At 62.4% G+C, this 17612-nt stretch carries 18 protein-coding genes; 11 read left to right on the top strand and 7 right to left on the bottom strand.

Annotated features, from left to right (window positions below):
* The first annotated feature begins 50 nt into the window (after positions 1–50).
* Complete coding sequence (locus tag KX928_RS21170; protein ID WP_219506707.1) at positions 51–1205, top strand: ABC transporter substrate-binding protein; 1155 nt, start codon at positions 51–53, stop codon at positions 1203–1205.
* Between the two features lie 97 nt (positions 1206–1302).
* Complete coding sequence (locus KX928_RS21175) at positions 1303–4071, top strand: methyl-accepting chemotaxis protein (RefSeq protein ID WP_219506708.1); 2769 nt, start codon at positions 1303–1305, stop codon at positions 4069–4071.
* Between the two features lie 329 nt (positions 4072–4400).
* Here the strand turns inward: KX928_RS21175 and ychF are convergent, their stop codons facing one another.
* The gene (ychF, locus tag KX928_RS21180) at positions 4401–5498 is read right to left on the bottom strand and encodes a redox-regulated ATPase YchF (RefSeq protein ID WP_219506710.1); all 1098 of its coding nucleotides are present in this window, start codon (positions 5496–5498) and stop codon (positions 4401–4403) included.
* A 46-nt stretch (positions 5499–5544) separates the two neighbouring features.
* Positions 5545–5748: a hypothetical protein gene (locus KX928_RS21185; RefSeq protein ID WP_219506711.1), complete on the bottom strand. Its 204-nt coding sequence runs from the start codon at positions 5746–5748 to the stop codon at positions 5545–5547.
* A gap of 161 nt (positions 5749–5909) precedes the next feature.
* Here KX928_RS21185 and trpA point away from each other — a divergent pair, with 161 nt between their 5' ends.
* On the top strand, positions 5910–6701 hold the full coding sequence (gene trpA / locus KX928_RS21190; RefSeq protein WP_219506713.1) for a tryptophan synthase subunit alpha: 792 nt from the start codon (positions 5910–5912) through the stop codon (positions 6699–6701).
* On the opposite strand, the gene KX928_RS21195 is transcribed toward trpA, so the two are convergent.
* Together KX928_RS21195 and KX928_RS21200 are read right to left on the bottom strand one after the other, a co-directional pair.
* A complete protein-coding gene (locus tag KX928_RS21195) occupies positions 6689–7168 on the bottom strand; it encodes a MarR family winged helix-turn-helix transcriptional regulator (RefSeq protein WP_219506714.1) in 480 nt (159 codons plus the stop codon). The two genes, trpA and KX928_RS21195, sit on opposite strands and share 13 nt — an antisense overlap.
* A complete protein-coding gene (locus tag KX928_RS21200; RefSeq protein WP_219506715.1) occupies positions 7161–8306 on the bottom strand; it encodes an Acg family FMN-binding oxidoreductase in 1146 nt (381 codons plus the stop codon). Before KX928_RS21200 ends, KX928_RS21195 begins: the two co-directional genes overlap by 8 nt.
* Positions 8307–8446: 140 nt before the next feature.
* On the opposite strand from KX928_RS21200, the gene KX928_RS21205 reads away from it, so the two are divergent.
* The 8 genes from KX928_RS21205 to KX928_RS21240 all read left to right on the top strand — a co-directional run bounded on the left by KX928_RS21205 (position 8447) and on the right by KX928_RS21240 (position 15217).
* The gene (locus KX928_RS21205; RefSeq protein ID WP_219506716.1) at positions 8447–9613 is read left to right on the top strand and encodes an alpha-hydroxy acid oxidase; all 1167 of its coding nucleotides are present in this window, start codon (positions 8447–8449) and stop codon (positions 9611–9613) included.
* Positions 9614–9635: 22 nt separating this feature from the next.
* On the top strand, positions 9636–10259 hold the full coding sequence (locus KX928_RS21210) for a hypothetical protein (RefSeq protein WP_219506717.1): 624 nt from the start codon (positions 9636–9638) through the stop codon (positions 10257–10259).
* A 198-nt stretch (positions 10260–10457) separates the two neighbouring features.
* A complete protein-coding gene (locus KX928_RS21215) occupies positions 10458–11120 on the top strand; it encodes a 50S ribosomal protein L25/general stress protein Ctc (RefSeq protein WP_219506718.1) in 663 nt (220 codons plus the stop codon).
* Positions 11121–11224: 104 nt separating this feature from the next.
* The gene (gene pth / locus KX928_RS21220) at positions 11225–11923 is read left to right on the top strand and encodes an aminoacyl-tRNA hydrolase (RefSeq protein WP_219506719.1); all 699 of its coding nucleotides are present in this window, start codon (positions 11225–11227) and stop codon (positions 11921–11923) included.
* Positions 11920–12963, top strand: coding sequence for a DUF2332 domain-containing protein (locus tag KX928_RS21225; RefSeq protein WP_219506720.1), 1044 nt, complete (start codon positions 11920–11922; stop codon positions 12961–12963). Before pth ends, KX928_RS21225 begins: the two co-directional genes overlap by 4 nt.
* Positions 12964–12977: 14 nt before the next feature.
* Positions 12978–14141 carry a serine hydrolase domain-containing protein gene (locus KX928_RS21230; RefSeq protein ID WP_219506722.1) on the top strand — a complete coding sequence of 388 codons (1164 nt, stop codon included), beginning with the start codon at positions 12978–12980 and terminating at the stop codon, positions 14139–14141.
* 10 nt (positions 14142–14151) lie between these two features.
* Positions 14152–14526 (top strand): DUF2237 family protein, encoded by a 375-nt coding sequence (locus tag KX928_RS21235; protein ID WP_219506724.1) that lies wholly within the window; start codon positions 14152–14154, stop codon positions 14524–14526.
* Positions 14527–14602: 76 nt separating this feature from the next.
* A complete protein-coding gene (locus KX928_RS21240) occupies positions 14603–15217 on the top strand; it encodes a LysE family translocator (RefSeq protein WP_219506726.1) in 615 nt (204 codons plus the stop codon).
* Between the two features lie 33 nt (positions 15218–15250).
* Here KX928_RS21240 and trpB read toward each other — a convergent pair whose 3' ends face one another.
* From trpB to KX928_RS21255, 3 genes are read right to left on the bottom strand one after another with little or no spacing between them, the layout of a single operon-like run.
* Positions 15251–16483: a tryptophan synthase subunit beta gene (trpB, locus tag KX928_RS21245; RefSeq protein ID WP_219506728.1), complete on the bottom strand. Its 1233-nt coding sequence runs from the start codon at positions 16481–16483 to the stop codon at positions 15251–15253.
* A gap of 14 nt (positions 16484–16497) precedes the next feature.
* Entirely contained in the window at positions 16498–16947 is a 450-nt protein-coding gene (locus KX928_RS21250; protein ID WP_219506729.1) for a GNAT family N-acetyltransferase, read from the bottom strand.
* Positions 16944–17588: a phosphoribosylanthranilate isomerase gene (locus KX928_RS21255; protein ID WP_219506731.1), complete on the bottom strand. Its 645-nt coding sequence runs from the start codon at positions 17586–17588 to the stop codon at positions 16944–16946. Before KX928_RS21255 ends, KX928_RS21250 begins: the two co-directional genes overlap by 4 nt.
* Positions 17589–17612 lie beyond the last annotated feature (24 nt).

Genomic DNA, 17612 nt, shown 5'->3' on the forward strand with positions numbered 1-17612 from the left:
TCTCGGCGTCTTATTGTCGCAGAGTGTCAACAGACTTCAGGAATCCCGATATGTTTCAACTTACCCGCATTGCAGCCCTTGCCGCGATGACCCTGACGGCTGCGCCGCTGGCCGCCGAGCAGGGCGTGACCAGCGACAGCATTCAACTGGCGCAGGTCGCCGCGCTGGAGGGTCCGGCCTCCGCCCTGGGGACCGGCATGCGCCAGGGTCTCATGGCTGCCTTTGAAGAGGCCAATCGCGCGGGCGGCATCAACGGCCGCATGATCAGCCTGACCAGCATGGACGATGGCTATGAGCCTGACCGGTCGGTGACGGAGGTGCGCGCCGCGATTGATGGCGACAACTACCTCGCGCTGGTCGGTCCGGTAGGTACGCCGACAACCAAGGCCACACAACCCATTGCAACCGAGGCGGGCATGCCGATGATCGCCCCGTTCACGGGCGCCGGTTTCCTGCGCGATCCGGCGCTGAAGAATGTGGTCAACCTGCGTGCAACCTATGACGCGGAAACCCAGGCGTGGATCGACTATCTGGTGGACGATCTGGGGCTGACCGAAATCGCCATTCTCTACCAGGATGACGGTTTTGGCCGCGTTGGCCTGTCCGGCGTCGAGAAAGCGCTGGAGGCGCGCGGCATGTCGCTGGTGGCCCAGGGCAGCTATACCCGCAACACGGTGGCGGTGAAATCCGCGCTATTGGACATCCGCAAGGCCAAGCCGCAGGCCATTGTCATGGTGGGTGCCTATAAACCGCTGGCGGAGTTCGTGAAGCTGTCGCGCAAGATGAAGATGGATCCGACCTTTGTCACGATTTCCTTTGTCGGCTCCAAGGCGCTGGCGGCGGAACTGGGGGCGGATGGCGATGGTGTCATCGTCAGCCAGGTGGTGCCGCAGCCCTGGGATAGCAGCCTGCCAATCGTTGCGGAATATCAGGCGGCGCTGACGGCTCTGGAGCCGGGTGCCGAGCCGGGCTTTGTGTCTCTGGAGGGCTATATTGCCGGCCGGCTGACCATCGAAGGGCTGCGCAAGGCAGGTCCGAACCTCACGCGCAAGACCTTCATGGCGGCGATGAACACCCTTGGCACAGTGGATATGGGTGGCATGACGCTGAGCTTCGGGCCGGGCGACAACCAGGGCTCTGACGATGTGTTCCTGACGCGCATCACCGCCGATGGATCCTTCGAGGCCATGCGCCCCGGCAGCTGACAGGACACCTCAATCCCGGCCCGGTGGCCGGGATTGAATTTCCGCGATGGCGACACCGCGGAGCTCACGGCACAGAATGAATAGGAAGGGCACCGGCATGGGCTCAGTTGTTTCAAATCTCTTTGGGTCAGTCCTGATGCGGCTCGCTGTGATTTTCGGCGCATTGGCGGCGATGACGGCAGCAGCGATTGTGATTGGCTGGGTCGTTTTCCAGTCCATCGCGACGGATATGAGTGTTTTGTCGGACCAGCGCCTTCCCGAACTTCGCAACAGTGCCCGGGTGGTCGCGACCTCGGAACGTATCCGCAGCGTTCTGAGCAGTATCCTGGTGGCTGACGATGCCGCAGCGCTCGACGCGCTCAGCGGAAAAACACGGATGACCATCGCCGATATGACGCAGTCGACGGAGGCGCTGGGCGAGGCGCGCGCGCAAGACCTGACGCCGCTCATTTCCAAGGTCGAGGCGGCGCTGGCAGCCCTCAACACCGCCCGGCTGGACGCGTTCCGAAGTGCCGACCAGGTGGCAAATGAGGTGGAGAACGCGCAACGGCTGGCCACCCAGGCCAGCGCGCTGCTGGACCAGGCTTCGGATGACGCTTACTTCGATCTCGTGCTTGGCGGGGACGGCACAATCGACAGCATCGATGAAACACTGACGCAGCTGATCGAAACCGACTTTGCCCTCTACCAGGCGACGCTGGAACTGCGCGCCGAAGTCAACCTGATCTCCGGTCTTGCGCTGAGTGTCTGGCAGACACGCGATCCCGCAATGCTGTCTATTCTGGGTGATCTGGCAAGTGCGGCGCAGGACCGCCTCGATGCCCTGCTGCCCATCGTGTCCGGCGCAGAGGCAACGGCAGATCTGGCCGCGCTTGTTACCGCCGCGCAACCCGGGTACCAGCAGATTTTTGCGCTGGAGGGCAGCCGTCTGCGTCCGGAAGAAATACTTTCCGTGCGGCAGGAGATCGATGCCGCCCTGTCGTCCGCGCTGGACGACATATACTTCCAGCTCGTCATCAACAGTGACGACGCGAAGGTGGCGAACGAAGAGTCCATTCGCGGGCTGATGGATGACCAGGTCTTGCGCATCCGCAGGCAGGCAGCGCTGGATTCCGCCACCAAGACCTTCTTTGCATCGGCCATGCAGACCGCCCTCGCCCGGGATCAGGGAGAGCTGTCAATGCTGCAGGATGACCTTCTCGTCAAGGCCGCGAAGCTGCGCGATGCGCTGGCCGGCGCCACCGAGGAGGTGACCGCGAAGCTGTCAGAAATTCTGACAATCGCTGATCCGGAAACCGGCATCGCGGCCACGCGGGCCGCGGCATTCATTGCCAATGACGCGGCCGCGGCCGCAGCCCGCAGCGCCACGGTCGCCGTTCAGGAAATCAGCGCCGAAATCGGCGCTTTTGCCGCACGGGCGCAGGATGAGATCGATGGCACGGCGGACAGTCTGAACGCCGAAGTCGCGCTGGCGCGGATGCGCATGCAACAGGTCGGATGGGCCAGCGTCGCGCTGGTCCTGCTGGCCCCTTTGCTGATCTGGGGCACCGTGACCCGCCCGTTGAACCGGGTGACGGCGGTGACCGAGAGGCTGGCGCAGGGCGATCTGTCGGAGATTACCGGTATCGGTGGCCAAAAGGGCGAGATCGGCCGGATGGCCCGCGCCCTGACGGTCTTTCGCGACGGCGCGCTGGAGCGTATACAGCTGCAGGAAGATGACAAGGCGCGTCAGGCAGAAATGCTGGAGAAAGAGCGCGCCGCCGAGCAGGAAAAACGCGCCGAAGAGATACGCCAGCGCGAAGCGGAAGAGGAGCGGGCACGGGCCGAACGGGCGCGCGAAGCCGAGGAACAGGCGCGCAACGAGGAACTGCGCGCAGCCGCGGATGCGGAACGCAAGGCACGCGCCGACGAGCAGGCCGCGGTTGTCGATGCGCTGGCGCAAAGCCTGCGGCGCCTGTCCACCGGCGATCTCAGCCACCGCATTGAAACCGAATTCCCCGGGACCTACGAGGCGCTCCGTCAGGACTATAACGCCGCACTGGAGACTCTGGCAGACCTGATCCGGCGGATCGGCGAAAGCTCCGGCATGATCGATGCGAGCAGTTCGGAAATAGCGGCCTCTTCGCTCGATCTGTCGCGCCGCACGGAAAACGCCGCCGCGACATTGGAGGAAACCGCCGCAGCGCTCAGCGAACTGACCAGCAGCGTCACGTCGGCGGCACGTGGCGCAACAGAGGCCTCCGCAACGGTCGACACCGTCAAGAAGGATACTGAAACCAGCCGCGAGGTCATGCACCAGGCGGTCGCGGCGATGGGCGAGATTGAGGATTCCTCGACAAAAATTGCCAAGATCGTCGAGGTCATCGACTCCATTGCGTTCCAGACCAACCTGCTGGCCCTGAACGCTGGCGTCGAAGCCGCGCGGGCCGGAGATGCCGGACGTGGCTTCGCCGTGGTCGCCTCCGAAGTGCGCATACTGGCGCACCGCTGTTCAGAGGCCGCCACGCAGATCAACACGTTGATTTCCGAATCCACCGACCATGTTGAAAAGGGCGTGTCGCTGATCGACCGCACCAGTGAAGCCTTGGAAACGATCCTGCAGGGCGTCACCAATGTCTCGCAAAACGTGTCGGAAATTGCCGTGTCCGCCAGCGAGCAATCAGGCGGCATTGCCGAGATCAACACCGCCGTGGAGCAACTGGATCGCTCGACACAACAAAACGCCGCGATGTTTGAGGAAACGACCGCGGCAAGCCAGTCACTGACCAACGAGGCCAGCACGCTCGCCAAGCTGGTGGCCGGTTTTGTCGTGACCCGGCCGGCTGACCGGGCAGACGACGGCTCCGACATCGAGCAACGCGCGTGAGAGCCTGCGGGGCTTTGAACTGCTGCGCGGCCAAAGTGGACGCACCGACCCAGGGTGGCCGATTTCGCAGCTGGTGCGCCCGTGGATCGCGGAGAATACCATGGGGTGACCGGGCCGCGCATCACCGCGCCGGTTGGCAAAGACCCGGTGGACCTCTGCGCGCTCACAGGTGACAGACACTGATGGTTCGCAAGGGGAGCGCGGCGGCCATCCCGCGCCGGGGTTGTATCATGGCACCTGGTGTGCCGGGGGCAGAACGCGGCGCGCCCGCGCATCCGCGATAGGGCAGTCCTGAGCGCTGCGTGACAGCACCATAACCGACGCGTGACTTATGTGTTGAAGAGGAAGTGCAGGACGTCACCGTCCCTGACGGTATAGGATTTCCCCTCGGCGCGCATCTTGCCAGCTTCTTTCGCGGCGTTCTCACCGCCGAGGGTCACAAAGTCATCGTATGAAATGGTTTCCGCGCGGATGAACCCCTTTTCGAAATCCCCGTGGATCACACCCGCGGCCCTGGGCGCGGTGGTGCCTTCGCGAATGGTCCAGGCGCGGGCTTCCTTGGGCCCGACGGTGAAGTAGGTTTCGAGGTGAAGCAATGCGTAGCCTGCCTTGATGAGACGATCGAGGCCCGGTTCCGACAAGCCCATTTCCTCCAGAAACATTGCCGCTTCCCCGGGGTCAAGCTGGCTGATTTCCTCTTCGATCTGGGCCGAGATGATCACATGGGCATTCCCCTGCTCTGCCGCCATCTCGGCAACCTTCTGCGCATGGGCATTGCCGGATGCGGCCTCCGTCTCGCCGACATTGCAGACGTAGAGCACCGGCTTTGTCGTCAAAAGCTGCAACAGCTTCCACGCACGCGCATCTTCGGCGTCAACCTCGACGACACGTGCGGGTTTGCCCTGTTCCAATGCGTCCAGCGCGGCGCGCATCAGCCGTTCCTGCTGCACCGCTTCCTTGTCGCCGCCGCGCACCTTGCGCACGATATTCTGCAGTCGTTTCTCGATACTTTCGATATCCGCCAGCATCAGCTCCGTTTCAATCGTCTCGGCGTCGGCGACCGGATCGACGCGGCCCTCGACATGGGTCACGTCGCCATCCTCAAAACATCGCAACACATGTGCAATCGCGTCCACCTCGCGGATGTTGGCGAGAAACTGGTTGCCAAGCCCTTCCCCTTTCGAGGCACCTTTCACAAGGCCCGCGATGTCCACGAAGGTCATGCGTGTCGGGATGATCTGCTTGGAGCCGGCAATCGCTGCCAGCTTGTCGAGCCGGTCATCGGGCACCGCGACCTCGCCCACGTTCGGTTCGATCGTGCAGAATGGGAAATTCGCCGCCTGTGCCGCCGCTGTCCGGGTCAGCGCGTTGAAAAGGGTGGATTTGCCCACGTTCGGCAGACCCACGATACCCATTTTGAAACCCATGTCAGCGTCCTTGTTTTGCTGGCGCTGTCCTAGGGGGTCTTGTGCATCAAGACAAGTCCTTGCGGATCCGCCGGTCCTCGCGCGCATGAAAGATCAGGAACCACGCAAGCAGGATGAACATCGGGTGGGTCAATCCGCCCGAGAAGATCAGCGCGGGGATCCAGATCAGAAAGACCAGGATCGCAATGACGGGCCGCCCGGTGAGAAGGATCGACAGCGGCGGCAGCAGAATGGCGAGCAGATAATTCATACCGGTAAGGTAAGGATTTTGACGCGCCGCAAAAGGGGGAATTCCAATTTCTTTGACACCGGGCCAACCGGCGGCATGCCCGAGGCTGCGGTGGTTTTGATGCATTGATTTCCGTGCAAGTTTTGGGCATTGCGGGGCAAGACTCAGAAAGGCCCATCCAGATGACCCGTATCGACGCAAAATTCGCAGAGCTTTCCAAGGCCGGACAGAAGGCCTTTGTCTCTTATATCATGGCTGGCGACCCGGATTTTGACACCTCGCTGGAGATCGTGCGCGGCCTGCCCGGCGCCGGTGTCGACGTGATCGAACTGGGCCTGCCCTTTACCGACCCGATGGCCGATGGCCCAACCATCCAGCTGGCCGGGCAACGGGCGCTCGAAGCCGGGATGACCCTGCAACGGACGCTGGATCTGGCCCGCGCCTTCCGCGAGACGGACGACACGACCCCTATCGTTCTGATGGGCTATTACAATCCGATCTACAGCCGCGGAGTGGATGCGTTTCTGAGGGACGCCAAGGCGGCCGGGATCGACGGGCTGATTGTCGTTGACCTGCCACCCGAGGAGGACAGCGAGCTGTGCCTGCCAGCGCAGGCCGCGGGGCTGAACTTCATCCGGCTGGCAACACCGACCACCGATGACAAGCGCCTGCCGCGGGTTTTGCAGAACACTTCCGGCTTTGTCTATTACGTCTCGATCACCGGGATCACGGGCGCCGCCGAAGCGCAGGCGGACGACGTGGCCCCCGAGGTCGCCCGGATCCAATCGGCCGGCGGTCTGCCGGTCATCGTCGGCTTTGGTGTCAACACACCGGAGAAATCGCGCGCCATAGCCCAGGTGGCGGACGGCGTTGTCGTAGGCTCCGCCATTGTCAGCAAGATCGCGGCAGGCGACAGCGTTGCCGACACCCTCGCTTTCGTGAAATCACTGGCGGACGGGGCTCACTCCGCCTGAAGCACGGTCTTGTCGTGCGGCCCGTTGCGATCCTCGTCCAGGAAAGCGCGCAGGTCTTTCAACACCGGCAGGATGTCCTGCAGGCGATCGACTTTGAACCCTGCGGCCAGCCTTTCGAAATCCGGGTACAGATCGGCAATGGCCTTTGCCCGCAAGGCGCGGCCCGCGCTTGTCAGCCACACCAGTTTCGACCGCCCGTCCCTGGGATTCGGACGCACGGCCACAAGGCCGTTGGTTTCAAGGCATTTGATCGTATGCGTCATCGTGGTTTTTGGCACCTGGAAGGCGCGCGCAATGTCGATAAGCGCCCGCCCGTCGCCCAGCCGGATCAGGTGATTGAGCACCGCGAAATGCGGCGCGATCAGCCCGTGTGGCAAGCGGGCTTCCAGCAAGGTGCGGCTGAGTTGCTCAATGATCCCGATCTCATTGAAGACTTCGAAGTAGATCGCGTTTTTGGTATCAGGCATTCATCAACTTTGCTTCTAGCGGCCACCGGGGACTGACAGGCACCTCGGGCCCATACCCCAAGCGGCACCACATTTGCACAGTTCCGCCGTCAGGGGCCAGTGTCTCGTGCAGTGTCGCATAAATCCGGGCCATTTCGGGGAACTCCTGCAACCCCTGCGACAGCGGTTGCAACCCGACACCCTCGGCGGTGGCAGCAAGGTTGATGCGGACCCAGTCCTGACCGGTGCGGATCTGGTCTTGGCGGGTATTGGTGGCCGTCACCTGCCACAGATGCGCCATGCCGGACATCACGTTGGCGACCACCAGATCCTCGGCGGATTTGTAACTGAAGTCCTCCGGGTCCATCGCCTTTTCACGGCTGAACAATCCTGTCAGGCGCAGCATTTCGAACATCGGGCCGGAAAAATCGATGCCATCGGGGTTGGCGTTGACCTCCCTGTGCCCGATGCGAAAGAGATCGACGCTTTCCTTCAGCGTGCGTTTGGTGCGGAACTCGATCAGGAACGCCTCTGCGGAGAGGTCCCGCAGTGCGGCGACCTGCGCGGCGTCATCGGTCACCCCGACATCTGTCCCGTGACGGGCGGCCCTGCGGATGCGCGCCAGGACATCCTGGGGCACCGGTCGGCTGGTATCGTAGATTTCCTTAAGTGTCCGGCGGTGCGGAACCTGCGCAAACAGCGGATCGGGCGGCGCGGTGGTTGGCGTAAAGGTGCACAGGGCGACGGGCCGTGCATCCAGCGCCTCAGGGTCGGAACCGTCCGGAAAGAGGTCGACATCCACGGCCAGCCCGTCTTCCAGCGCGGCAAGGCGCATCACCTCCAGAAAACACCCAAGGCCGATGGTAATCTGACGGTTAAACGGATCGGTGTGCGGCAACAGTCTGTCGGTATCGACATAGAGCACGGCGCGATCCGATTGCGACAAATCCACCTTCCAGGGCTGCCGGTTATGCGGGTTCGGCGCCAGAATGGCATAGCTCAGCGCCCGCATTCTCGGGTCGTCATATGACCCGGCCCGGGCCCATGGCGCCAGCGCGGCATCTGGCTTCCGCGTCACTTCGTACGCTGTTCCGCCGCCAGCGGCCAGTACGACACCGCCGCCGATAAGAGCCATCGATTTACGTCGTGATAGTGTCATTGCATACTCCTTTGGTACGATTTCGTACTATATAATTAGTGCAAGTTCGTACTATTTATCCGACAGGTCAAGATATTTTCGGCGATTGATCTTTTCGCGGCAGATTGGTAATTAAAATTGACCAAAATGAGGGGTTCACAATGCCACCCATCACGACAATTCAGGATTTGAAGCGTCTGCACGAGCGCCGGGTGCCCCGGATGTTCTACGATTACGCCGAATCGGGCAGCTGGACGGAGCAGACGTTCCGCGAGAACACGACGGATTTCGAAAAAATCCGCCTGCGCCAGCGCGTGGCGGTCGACATGACGGGGCGCAGCACAGCCAGCCAGATGATCGGTGAGGACGTGGCCATGCCCGTCGCACTGGCCCCTGTCGGCATCACTGGCATGCAGCACGCGGACGGCGAGATGAAGGCGGCACGCGCGGCGGAGAAATTCGGGGTTCCCTTCACGCTGAGCACCATGTCGATCAACTCGATCGAAGAGGTCGCGGGGTTCACCACCAAACCGTTCTGGTTTCAGCTTTATGTCATGCGCGACACCGATTACATCAGCCGCCTGATACAGCGCGCCAAGGATGCCAAATGCTCTGCCCTCGTCATTACGCTGGATCTGCAAATCCTCGGACAGCGCCACAAGGATATCAAGAACGGCCTGTCAGCACCGCCAAAACCGACGCTGAAAACGCTGGCCAATCTGGCGACCAAATGGGCGTGGGGCATCGAAATGCTCAGCGCCAAACGGCGCGACTTCGGTAATATCATCGGACATGTCGAGGGCATTTCCGATCCGAAATCGCTCAGCACATGGGCGGCGGAATCTTTTGATCCCAGTCTCGACTGGAACAAGGTTGCCAGACTGAAGGAACAATGGGGCGGCAAGGTCATTCTCAAGGGCATTCTTGACGCGGAAGACGCGAAGATGGCGCTGAAGGTCGGCGCGGATGCGATCATCGTCTCGAACCACGGCGGCCGGCAGCTGGATGGTGCCCTGTCTTCGATCCGCGCACTGCCATCCATTCTGGACGCGGTGGGGGATCAGGTCGAAGTCCATCTGGACAGCGGCATCCGCTCCGGTCAGGACGTTCTGAAGGCCCTCGCGATGGGGGCCCGGGGCACCTACATCGGGCGCGCGTTCATCCACGGGCTGGGCGCCATGGGCCAGAAGGGTGTGACCACGGCGCTCGAAGTGATCCATAAGGAACTGGACACAACCATGGCGCTGTGCGGCGAGACCCGTGTCGGCGATCTGGGGCGACACAATCTTTTGGTGCCCGAAGACTTCGAAGGGCGTTGGCAGGCGTAAATCGGCACGCTAGGCTGCCGGGGTGCTGATCTTTCTGGACAAACAACTGGTCTATCTGGCCACCCCGAAAACAGGGACAACCGCCGTTGAAACGGCATTGCGACCGCGTGCGGAAATCCTGTTTGCGAAAGGGCGCAAGCATATCAACGCCCAGCGGTACAGAAAGAAGATCGCCCCGTTTATTGAGGATACTTTCAACTGTCGCCCGCAGACCGTCGCGTCGATGCGCGAGCCTGTTGAGCAGATCCGCAGCTGGTATCGCTATCGCGCCCGACCGCAACAGGACGGCAACCCCAAATCGACGAAGGGCATGTCGTTTGATGACTTCGTGATGGAAGTCGCCTCTGGCGCGCCGCGCGAATTTGCCCGGATCGGCAGCCAATATGCGTTTTTGAGTGATTCCAACGGCAATCTGCTTGTCGATCATCTGTTTGCCTACGAACGTCAGCCGCGGTTCCGCAACTTCCTGTCCAACCGTCTGGAGGTGCCGGTCGAGTTGCCGCAAAAGAACGTCTCCCCCACGGTGGACGCCCCGTTGTCGGACGAGGTCTATCGCTACTTGCGCGACGTGCGCGCCGCCGAATTTGAGCTTTACGACCAACTGCTTGCCGCGGATGGCTACCTGAAATCAGACCTGTTGGGCTAGCCGTCGGGCGCATCTTTTGCCCGGCGTGCGCGCTTGTTTGAAAAGTGCCGCGATTGCCGCGGTCAGGCACCTGCGCAGCGGCGCTCTTTGCAGCGGCAAAAAGGTCTTTCCCTGCGGGCAAATCCGGTCTATACGCGCGGCTTCACGCGGGTCTACAGCCTTGGAGGAGGCCCGCCCTTAACATATTGGAGATTAAAGATGGCTGGAGCAATTCCGGATCTTGAAGCTCAGGAACGGACGGGGACAGGCAAGGGCGCCGCTCGTCAGGCACGCCGCAATGGCATGGTTCCTGGGATTGTTTTCGGGGGCGACGTCGACCCGCTGCCGATCAACATTCCGTTCAACGTGCTGATCAAGAAACTGCGCGCGGGCCGGTTCAAGTCGACCCTGTTCAACATGAAGGTGGAAGGCCACGACGACGTGCGTGTGATCTGCCGCGACGTGCAGCGTCACGTGGTCAAGGACCTGCCGACCCACATCGATTTCATGCGCCTGCGCCGCACCACCAAGATCAACCTCTTCATCGCGGTTGAAGTGGAAGGCGAAGACGTGGCGCCCGGCCTGAAGAAAGGCGGTGTGCTGACGCTGGTGCGTCCCGAGGTGGAGCTGATTGTGACCGCGGGCGATATTCCCGATCACATTACCATCGACGTGTCCGAGATGGAGATCGGCGACAACCTGACGATCTCTTCGGTGACCCTGCCTGAGGGCGCAACACCAACGATCGACCGTGACTTTGTGATCGCCCAGCTTTCGGCACCTGCCGGCCTTGCCTCGTCGGAAGACGAAGACGGCGAAGATGCCGTGGACGGCGAAGAAGCGTCAGAAGCGGATGCAGAGGCGGAAGCCACTGAAGAATAAACCCTTTCCATCGCTGGAAGGTAGTATACGGGGCCCGCTGCGGCCCCGTATTTCGTTTCAGAACAGGCTTTGCTATGCTGCAGCGCATCATAAGGAGCACAGCCATGAAACTGATTGTCGGTCTGGGCAATCCCGGCGCGAAATACGCCCACCACAGGCATAATATCGGGTTCATGGCGGTGGACCGGATCGCGCAGGATCATGGGTTTGGTCCGTGGAAAGGCAAGCATCAGGGCAGCATTGCGGAAGGCCGCTTTGGTTCTGATCGGGTCGTCTTGCTGAAACCCGAGACATATATGAACAACTCCGGGCAATCGGTGCAGGCGGCCATGCGCTTTTACAAGCTGGAGCCATCGGATGTGGTGGTGCTGCATGACGAGATTGACCTCGCGCCCGGCAAGGTAAAGCACAAGCTGGGCGGCGGTCATGCCGGGCACAATGGGCTGCGGTCCCTGCATGCGCATATCGGGCCGGATTATGCCCGGGTGCGCATCGGCGTCGGCCATCCCGGCCGCAAGGAGCTGGTGCCGTCTTACGTGCTGCACGACTTTGCCAAGGCGGATGACGCATGGCTGAACGACGTGATGCGGGGCATCAGCGACGGGGCCGCATGGCTGGCTGCCGGTGATCCGGCGAAGTTCATGAACGCCGTGGCGCTGCGGATCGCACCACCCCGGTCCGGCACCGGAAACAAGCCTGCCAAGCCTGCGGCGGCACATCCACGTCAGGATCCCGCGCCCGTGCCGGACCCGCAGCCCGACACCCGGTCTCCCCTGCAGAAACTGATGGAACGCTTTCGGTGAGTTTGCGGGGCGCGTTTCGCCAGCAGGCTGCCAGTTGTACCAAGCTCGGGTCGCCCTTCATGGGGCAACTGCTGCGCCTTCTCGCGGATAACTGGCAGGAAGACAGTGCATTGGGACAGCGGTTGGCCCGGTTCACCGGCGACATCGGGCCCGTGGGCGCCTCTCTACCGCTGCGTATGGCAGGTGGCCTGCACGCCTTGGTGCTGAGCGGGCGCGCGCCCGATCTGGCCACCCTTTATCCGCCTGCAACGGTGCCCGATGATACGCTCTGGGCCGGTGTGGCCGCCGCCCTGAAAGCCCATGAGCCCTTTCTGCTTGAGTGGGTTGAAAGCCCGCCCCAGACCAATGAAGTCCGGCGGTCGGCAGCGCTGATCGCCGGGGCTGCGGTGGTCGCCACGCGGTTCGATCTGCCCTTTGTGCTGTCTGAACTGGGGGCCAGCGCCGGCCTGAACCTGATGTGGGATCACTACGGCCTGTCCTTGCCGGGCCTGACGATCGCACCATCGCACCCCGCGCTGACGCTCACGCCCGAGTGGCAGGGCCCCCTGCCCCCCAGGGCCCGCCCCACCATTGCCGCCCGTGCCGGTGTTGACCTCAACCCGATGGCCCCTGGCGAGGACACCGATATGCTCCGCCTCAGCGCGTATCTCTGGCCGGACCAGCCGCACCGGCTGGCACTGACCCGCTCCGCGGCGGCCGTCATGGACGCGCCGCTGACCCGGGGCGACGCCATCGACTGGCTGGAAACACGGCTGGGCGCGATACCGCAGGGCCATGTCCACCTGATCCAGCACACCGTGGCGTGGCAGTATTTCCCGAAAGACGCCCAGATGCGCGGGCAGGCGCTGATCGAAGCGGCCGGGGCAAAAGCAACGCCGGATCGCCCGCTGGCCTGGCTGGCGATGGAAAACGACGGCGACACGACCGGCGCCGTCGGTGCGGCCTTGACACTGCGATTGTGGCCGGGGGATGAAACCCTGACGCTGGGGCGCGCCGATTTTCATGGCCGTTGGGTCCACTGGCGTGGTGAGCAGCAGTAAGGGAAGACGTGAACATGCGGGCAGTCAGGAAATGGATCTGGCGACTTCTGGCGGCGTTCGTAGTGGCGCTAATCGTCGTGGGCGTCTGGAAGCGCGAAGAAATCAGCCGCCTGATCGCGGTCAACCGGCTGTTTGAACCTGAGCGTATCGTTGAGAATTTCAGCAACATGGATCAGGCGTTCCTGAATGTGCAGATCGGTGACGGCGCATCCCCCGTCGTGCCCCTGCCGCAGGGTCCACGGGCGATCCTGCCCGCGTCGGTCGCAGACTTCATCGAGGCGCGCAGCGTCACCTCCCTTGTGGTCCTGAAGGACGGGGCGCTGGTTCACGAAAGCTATCATCTGGGCACCGGACCGGATGACCGGCGGATCAGCTGGTCGATGGCCAAAAGCTACCTGTCCGCCCTGACCGGGATCGTTCTGGCCGAGGGAGATATCGGCTCCCTTGATGACCGGGTGATCGACTATGTGCCGCAACTGCGCGGCGGTGCGTACCAGCGCGCCACCATCCGGCATGTTCTGACCATGACGACGGGCGTGGTCTTCGACGAAGACTATTTCGACAAGCATTCCGACGTCAATCGCATGGGGCGCGTGCTGGCGCTGGGGGGCGAGATGGATGCATTTACCGCGGAGTTGCAGGAAACCTTTGCCCCGCCCGGGGACATATGGCGGTATGTGTCGGTCGACACGCATGTGCTGGGCATGGTGGTGCGCGGCGCTACCGGGCGCAGCATCACTGCACTGATGCAGGAAAAAATCATCGGCCCGATGGGATTGGAGCAGGCGCCCTATTACCTCACCGATGGGGCGGGGGTCGCTTTTGTTCTCAGCGGTTTCAATGGCACGTCACGCGACTACGCGCGCTTTGGCCAGATGTTCCTGCAGCAAGGCGACTGGAATGGTCAGCAGATCGTGCCGCAGGACTGGGTTATCGCCTCCACAACGCCAAGCGCGCCGACCGGGGCGGCTGAATACGGCTTTGGTTACCAGTGGTGGATGCCCCGCGACGCAAGGCCGCGCGAATACATGGCGCGTGGCATTTACGGCCAATACCTCTACATCAATGAACCACAGGGGGTGGTGATTGTCGTGACCGCCGCCGACCGGCAGTTTCGCGACGATGCCGTGCAACAGGCCAACATTGCCGTGCTGCGCGAGATTGCCGACAGTCTTTAGGGAGATGGCAATGGAAATGGACAAGAGCATCAACGTTCTGGGCGAGGATCTGGCCGTCTGCGGAACCGACCCGAAAACCGGCTTTTTCCGGGACGGGCACTGCAACACCTGCGCCGCCGATCAGGGCAGCCACACCGTCTGCGCGGTCATGACGGACGAGTTTCTGGCCTATTCGAAATACGTGGGCAACGATCTCAGCACACCGCGCCCAGAGTTTGGTTTCGCGGGGTTGAAAGCCGGTGACCCGTGGTGCCTGTGTGCGTCGCGCTTTCTGCAAGCGCATGACGAAGGGTGTGCGCCCAGGGTCAATCTCGCCGCAACGCACAAGCGCGCCCTCGAAATCGTGCCCTTGGGCGTATTGAGCGAACACGCCTTGCCCGCTTAATGCCGGACAGAACGTTCTGGGATACCCGTCGCTGACAGAGATTGGATGCGGGCGCATCCGCTGGTATAGCTGCACCATGGATTTGACCTCTGCACTTCTTCTTGCCGGGGCGACCGCTGCGCTGGTCGCGATTCCCGGGCCCAATGTCGCCCTCTTCGTGGCCAACACGCTGGCCTATGGCGCGCGGTACGGATGCGCCACGGTTTTGGGCACGACCCTTGGTGTTGCGCTGCAACTGGCGGTGGTGGTGCTGGGCCTGAGCGCGGTGATCCAGGTGGCCGCAAATGCCATGTTCTGGCTCAAGTGGGCGGGCGTCGCCTATCTGATCTACCTGGGGCTCCGGGCCTGGCGCCAGGGTGCAGAAGAATTCGATCAGGCAAGGGCGCCGGGTGGCTCGATGCGGAGCCTCTTCTGGCAGGGGTTGTTCCTTGCCATGGCTAATCCAAAGACATTGATCTTTATTGCTGCCTTCCTGCCGCAGTTTACCGGAACCGCGCCGACCACCGACCGCCTCGTCCTTGTCGCGGTGATCTATATCTTTGTGGTTTTCGCGGGTGATCTGCTTTGGGTCGCGACGGCCCGCATCGCCAGCCCGCTTGTCGCGCGCCTTGGTCGGTTGCGCCACCGCCTGACCGGGGTGTTGTTCCTGGGGTCAGGTATCGGGCTTGCCATGGCGCGTGTCGACCGCTGACAACCCGTCGACACGCGATGCGCAAAGCCCGCGTCAGGCGAACTCACCCATCTCGAAACCTAGCGCCTTGGCCACGGTGAAGATATCCTTGTCGCCCCGTCCGCACATGTTCATGCAGATGAGGTGATCGGCAGGCAGATCGGGCGCGATCTTCATCACATGGGCCAGCGCATGGCTTGGCTCCAATGCCGGGATGATCCCCTCCAGCTCGCAGGACAGCTGGAAAGCCTCCAGCGCCTCGGCGTCGGTGATCGAGACATATTGCGCCCGCCCGATATCGTGCAGCCACGCATGTTCCGGCCCGATCCCGGGATAATCGAGGCCCGCAGAGATCGAGAAACCTTCGAGGATTTGCCCGTCGTCATCCTGCAACAGGTAGGTGCGGTTGCCGTGTAGAACGCCGGGGCGCCCGCCGGTGAGCGACGCGCAATGCTCCATCTTGGCGTTGACGCCCTTGCCGCCCGCTTCGACGCCGATGATGTTCACCTCCTTGTCGTCCAGAAACGGAAAGAACAGGCCCATGGCGTTCGATCCGCCGCCGATTGCGGCAATCACCGTGTCGGGGAAACGGCCCTCGGCAGCGGTCATCTGTTCGCGGACCTCCTTGCCGATGATGGCCTGAAAATCACGCACCATCGCGGGGTACGGATGCGGCCCTGCAACGGTTCCGATGCAATAGAAGGTGTCGCGCACGTTGGTCACCCAGTCGCGCAGCGCGTCGTTCATCGCGTCCTTGAGCGTGCCGCGCCCGGAGGTCACAGGCACCACTTCGGCGCCCAGCAGGCGCATGCGGAAGACGTTTGGGGCCTGGCGCTCCACGTCATGCGCACCCATGTAGACCACGCATTTCAGACCGAACTTGGCACAGACCGTGGCCGTGGCCACACCGTGCTGGCCTGCCCCCGTCTCCGCGATAATCCGCGTTTTACCCATGCGGCGGGCGAGGATGATCTGGCCCAGTACGTTGTTGATCTTATGCGCGCCGGTGTGGTTCAGCTCGTCGCGCTTCATGTATATCTTGGCGCCGCCGAGGTGGTCAGTCAGGCGTTCGGCAAAATAGAGCGGCGAAGGGCGGCCCACGTAGTGGGTCCAGAGATCGTTCATCTCCGCCCAGAATGTCTCGTCGGTTTTGGCCGTCTCGTATTGCTCTTCCAGCTCCAGGATCAGCGGCATCAGCGTTTCGGAGACAAAGCGCCCGCCGAAATCGCCAAACCGCCCGTTTTCATCCGGGCCGGTCATGAAAGAGTTGAATAGATCGTTCGCCATCCCGCGCACTCCTGTTACGTGAGGTTGCGTTTATACCCGATGTGCGAGGGCGTAAAGCCAAGGTCGCCGTAGAAACGGGCGCTATCGGTGCGACTTTTGTTCATGGTCAGCTGAACGAGGCTACAGCCCGCCGCGCGCGCCCGGACCACGGCGTCCTCGATCATCAGGTGACCGACGCCCTGCCCCCGCAGCGTGCTGGAAACACGAACGCTTTCGATCTGGGCGCGGCGGGCGGCCCGCAGGCTGAGGCCGGAAATGAAGGTCAGCTGATAGGTCGCCACCACCCTTCCGTCCACCTCACCGACGATCAGATGGTTACTGCCCTCCTGCGCCATTGCGTCAAAGGCCGCAAGATAGGTTTCGGGATCGCTGCCCTCGCGCGCAGCACCCAGCATATCGTCCTGCAGCAACGCGACGACAGCAGCGACATCGCTGCGGTCGGCGAGGCGGAAGACGACGCTCATGCGTGAACCGCCTGCATAAAGGCACGGATCAGGTCGGGATCCTTGACCCCGGGCGCGGATTCCACTGCCGAGGCCAGATCCACCTGATTGGCACCGGTCATGGCAATTGCCTGCGCCACATTCTGCGCTGTCAGGCCACCGGCCAGCATCCACGGGATCGGCCACCGCCGCCCGGCAATCAGGCGCCAGTCGAACGGTAGCCCGTTGCCACCGGGCAGCACGCTGTTTTTGGGTGGTTTGGCATCAACCAGTATTTGATCCGCCACTGTCAGATAGGGCTCCATCGTGACAAGATCGCTGGCATCCGCGACGCCCACGGCCTTCATCACCGGCAACCCATAGCGCGCCTTGACTGCGACAACACGGGCGGGCGTTTCCCTGCCGTGAAGCTGCAGCATATCCAGGGGCACCTTGGCCACCAGATCGTCCAGAAACGCATCATCCGCGTCAACGGTCAGCGCCACCTTTGCAAGGCCTGGTGGTGCCTCAAGTGCCAACCCGCGCGCGTCATCCAAAGACACCGAACGTGGAGATCTGGCAAAAAAGTTGAACCCGCAATAGGCGGCGCCGGAAGCGGCCGTTACCGCGACATCCTCTGCGGTTCGCAGACCGCAAATCTTGACTGAGACAGTTTTGGACATGGCGGCGTTTGATCATGCAATCGG

This window comes from Roseobacter insulae, assembly GCF_019375555.1.
In the GTDB taxonomy this organism is placed as follows: Bacteria; Pseudomonadota; Alphaproteobacteria; order Rhodobacterales; family Rhodobacteraceae; genus Roseobacter; species Roseobacter insulae.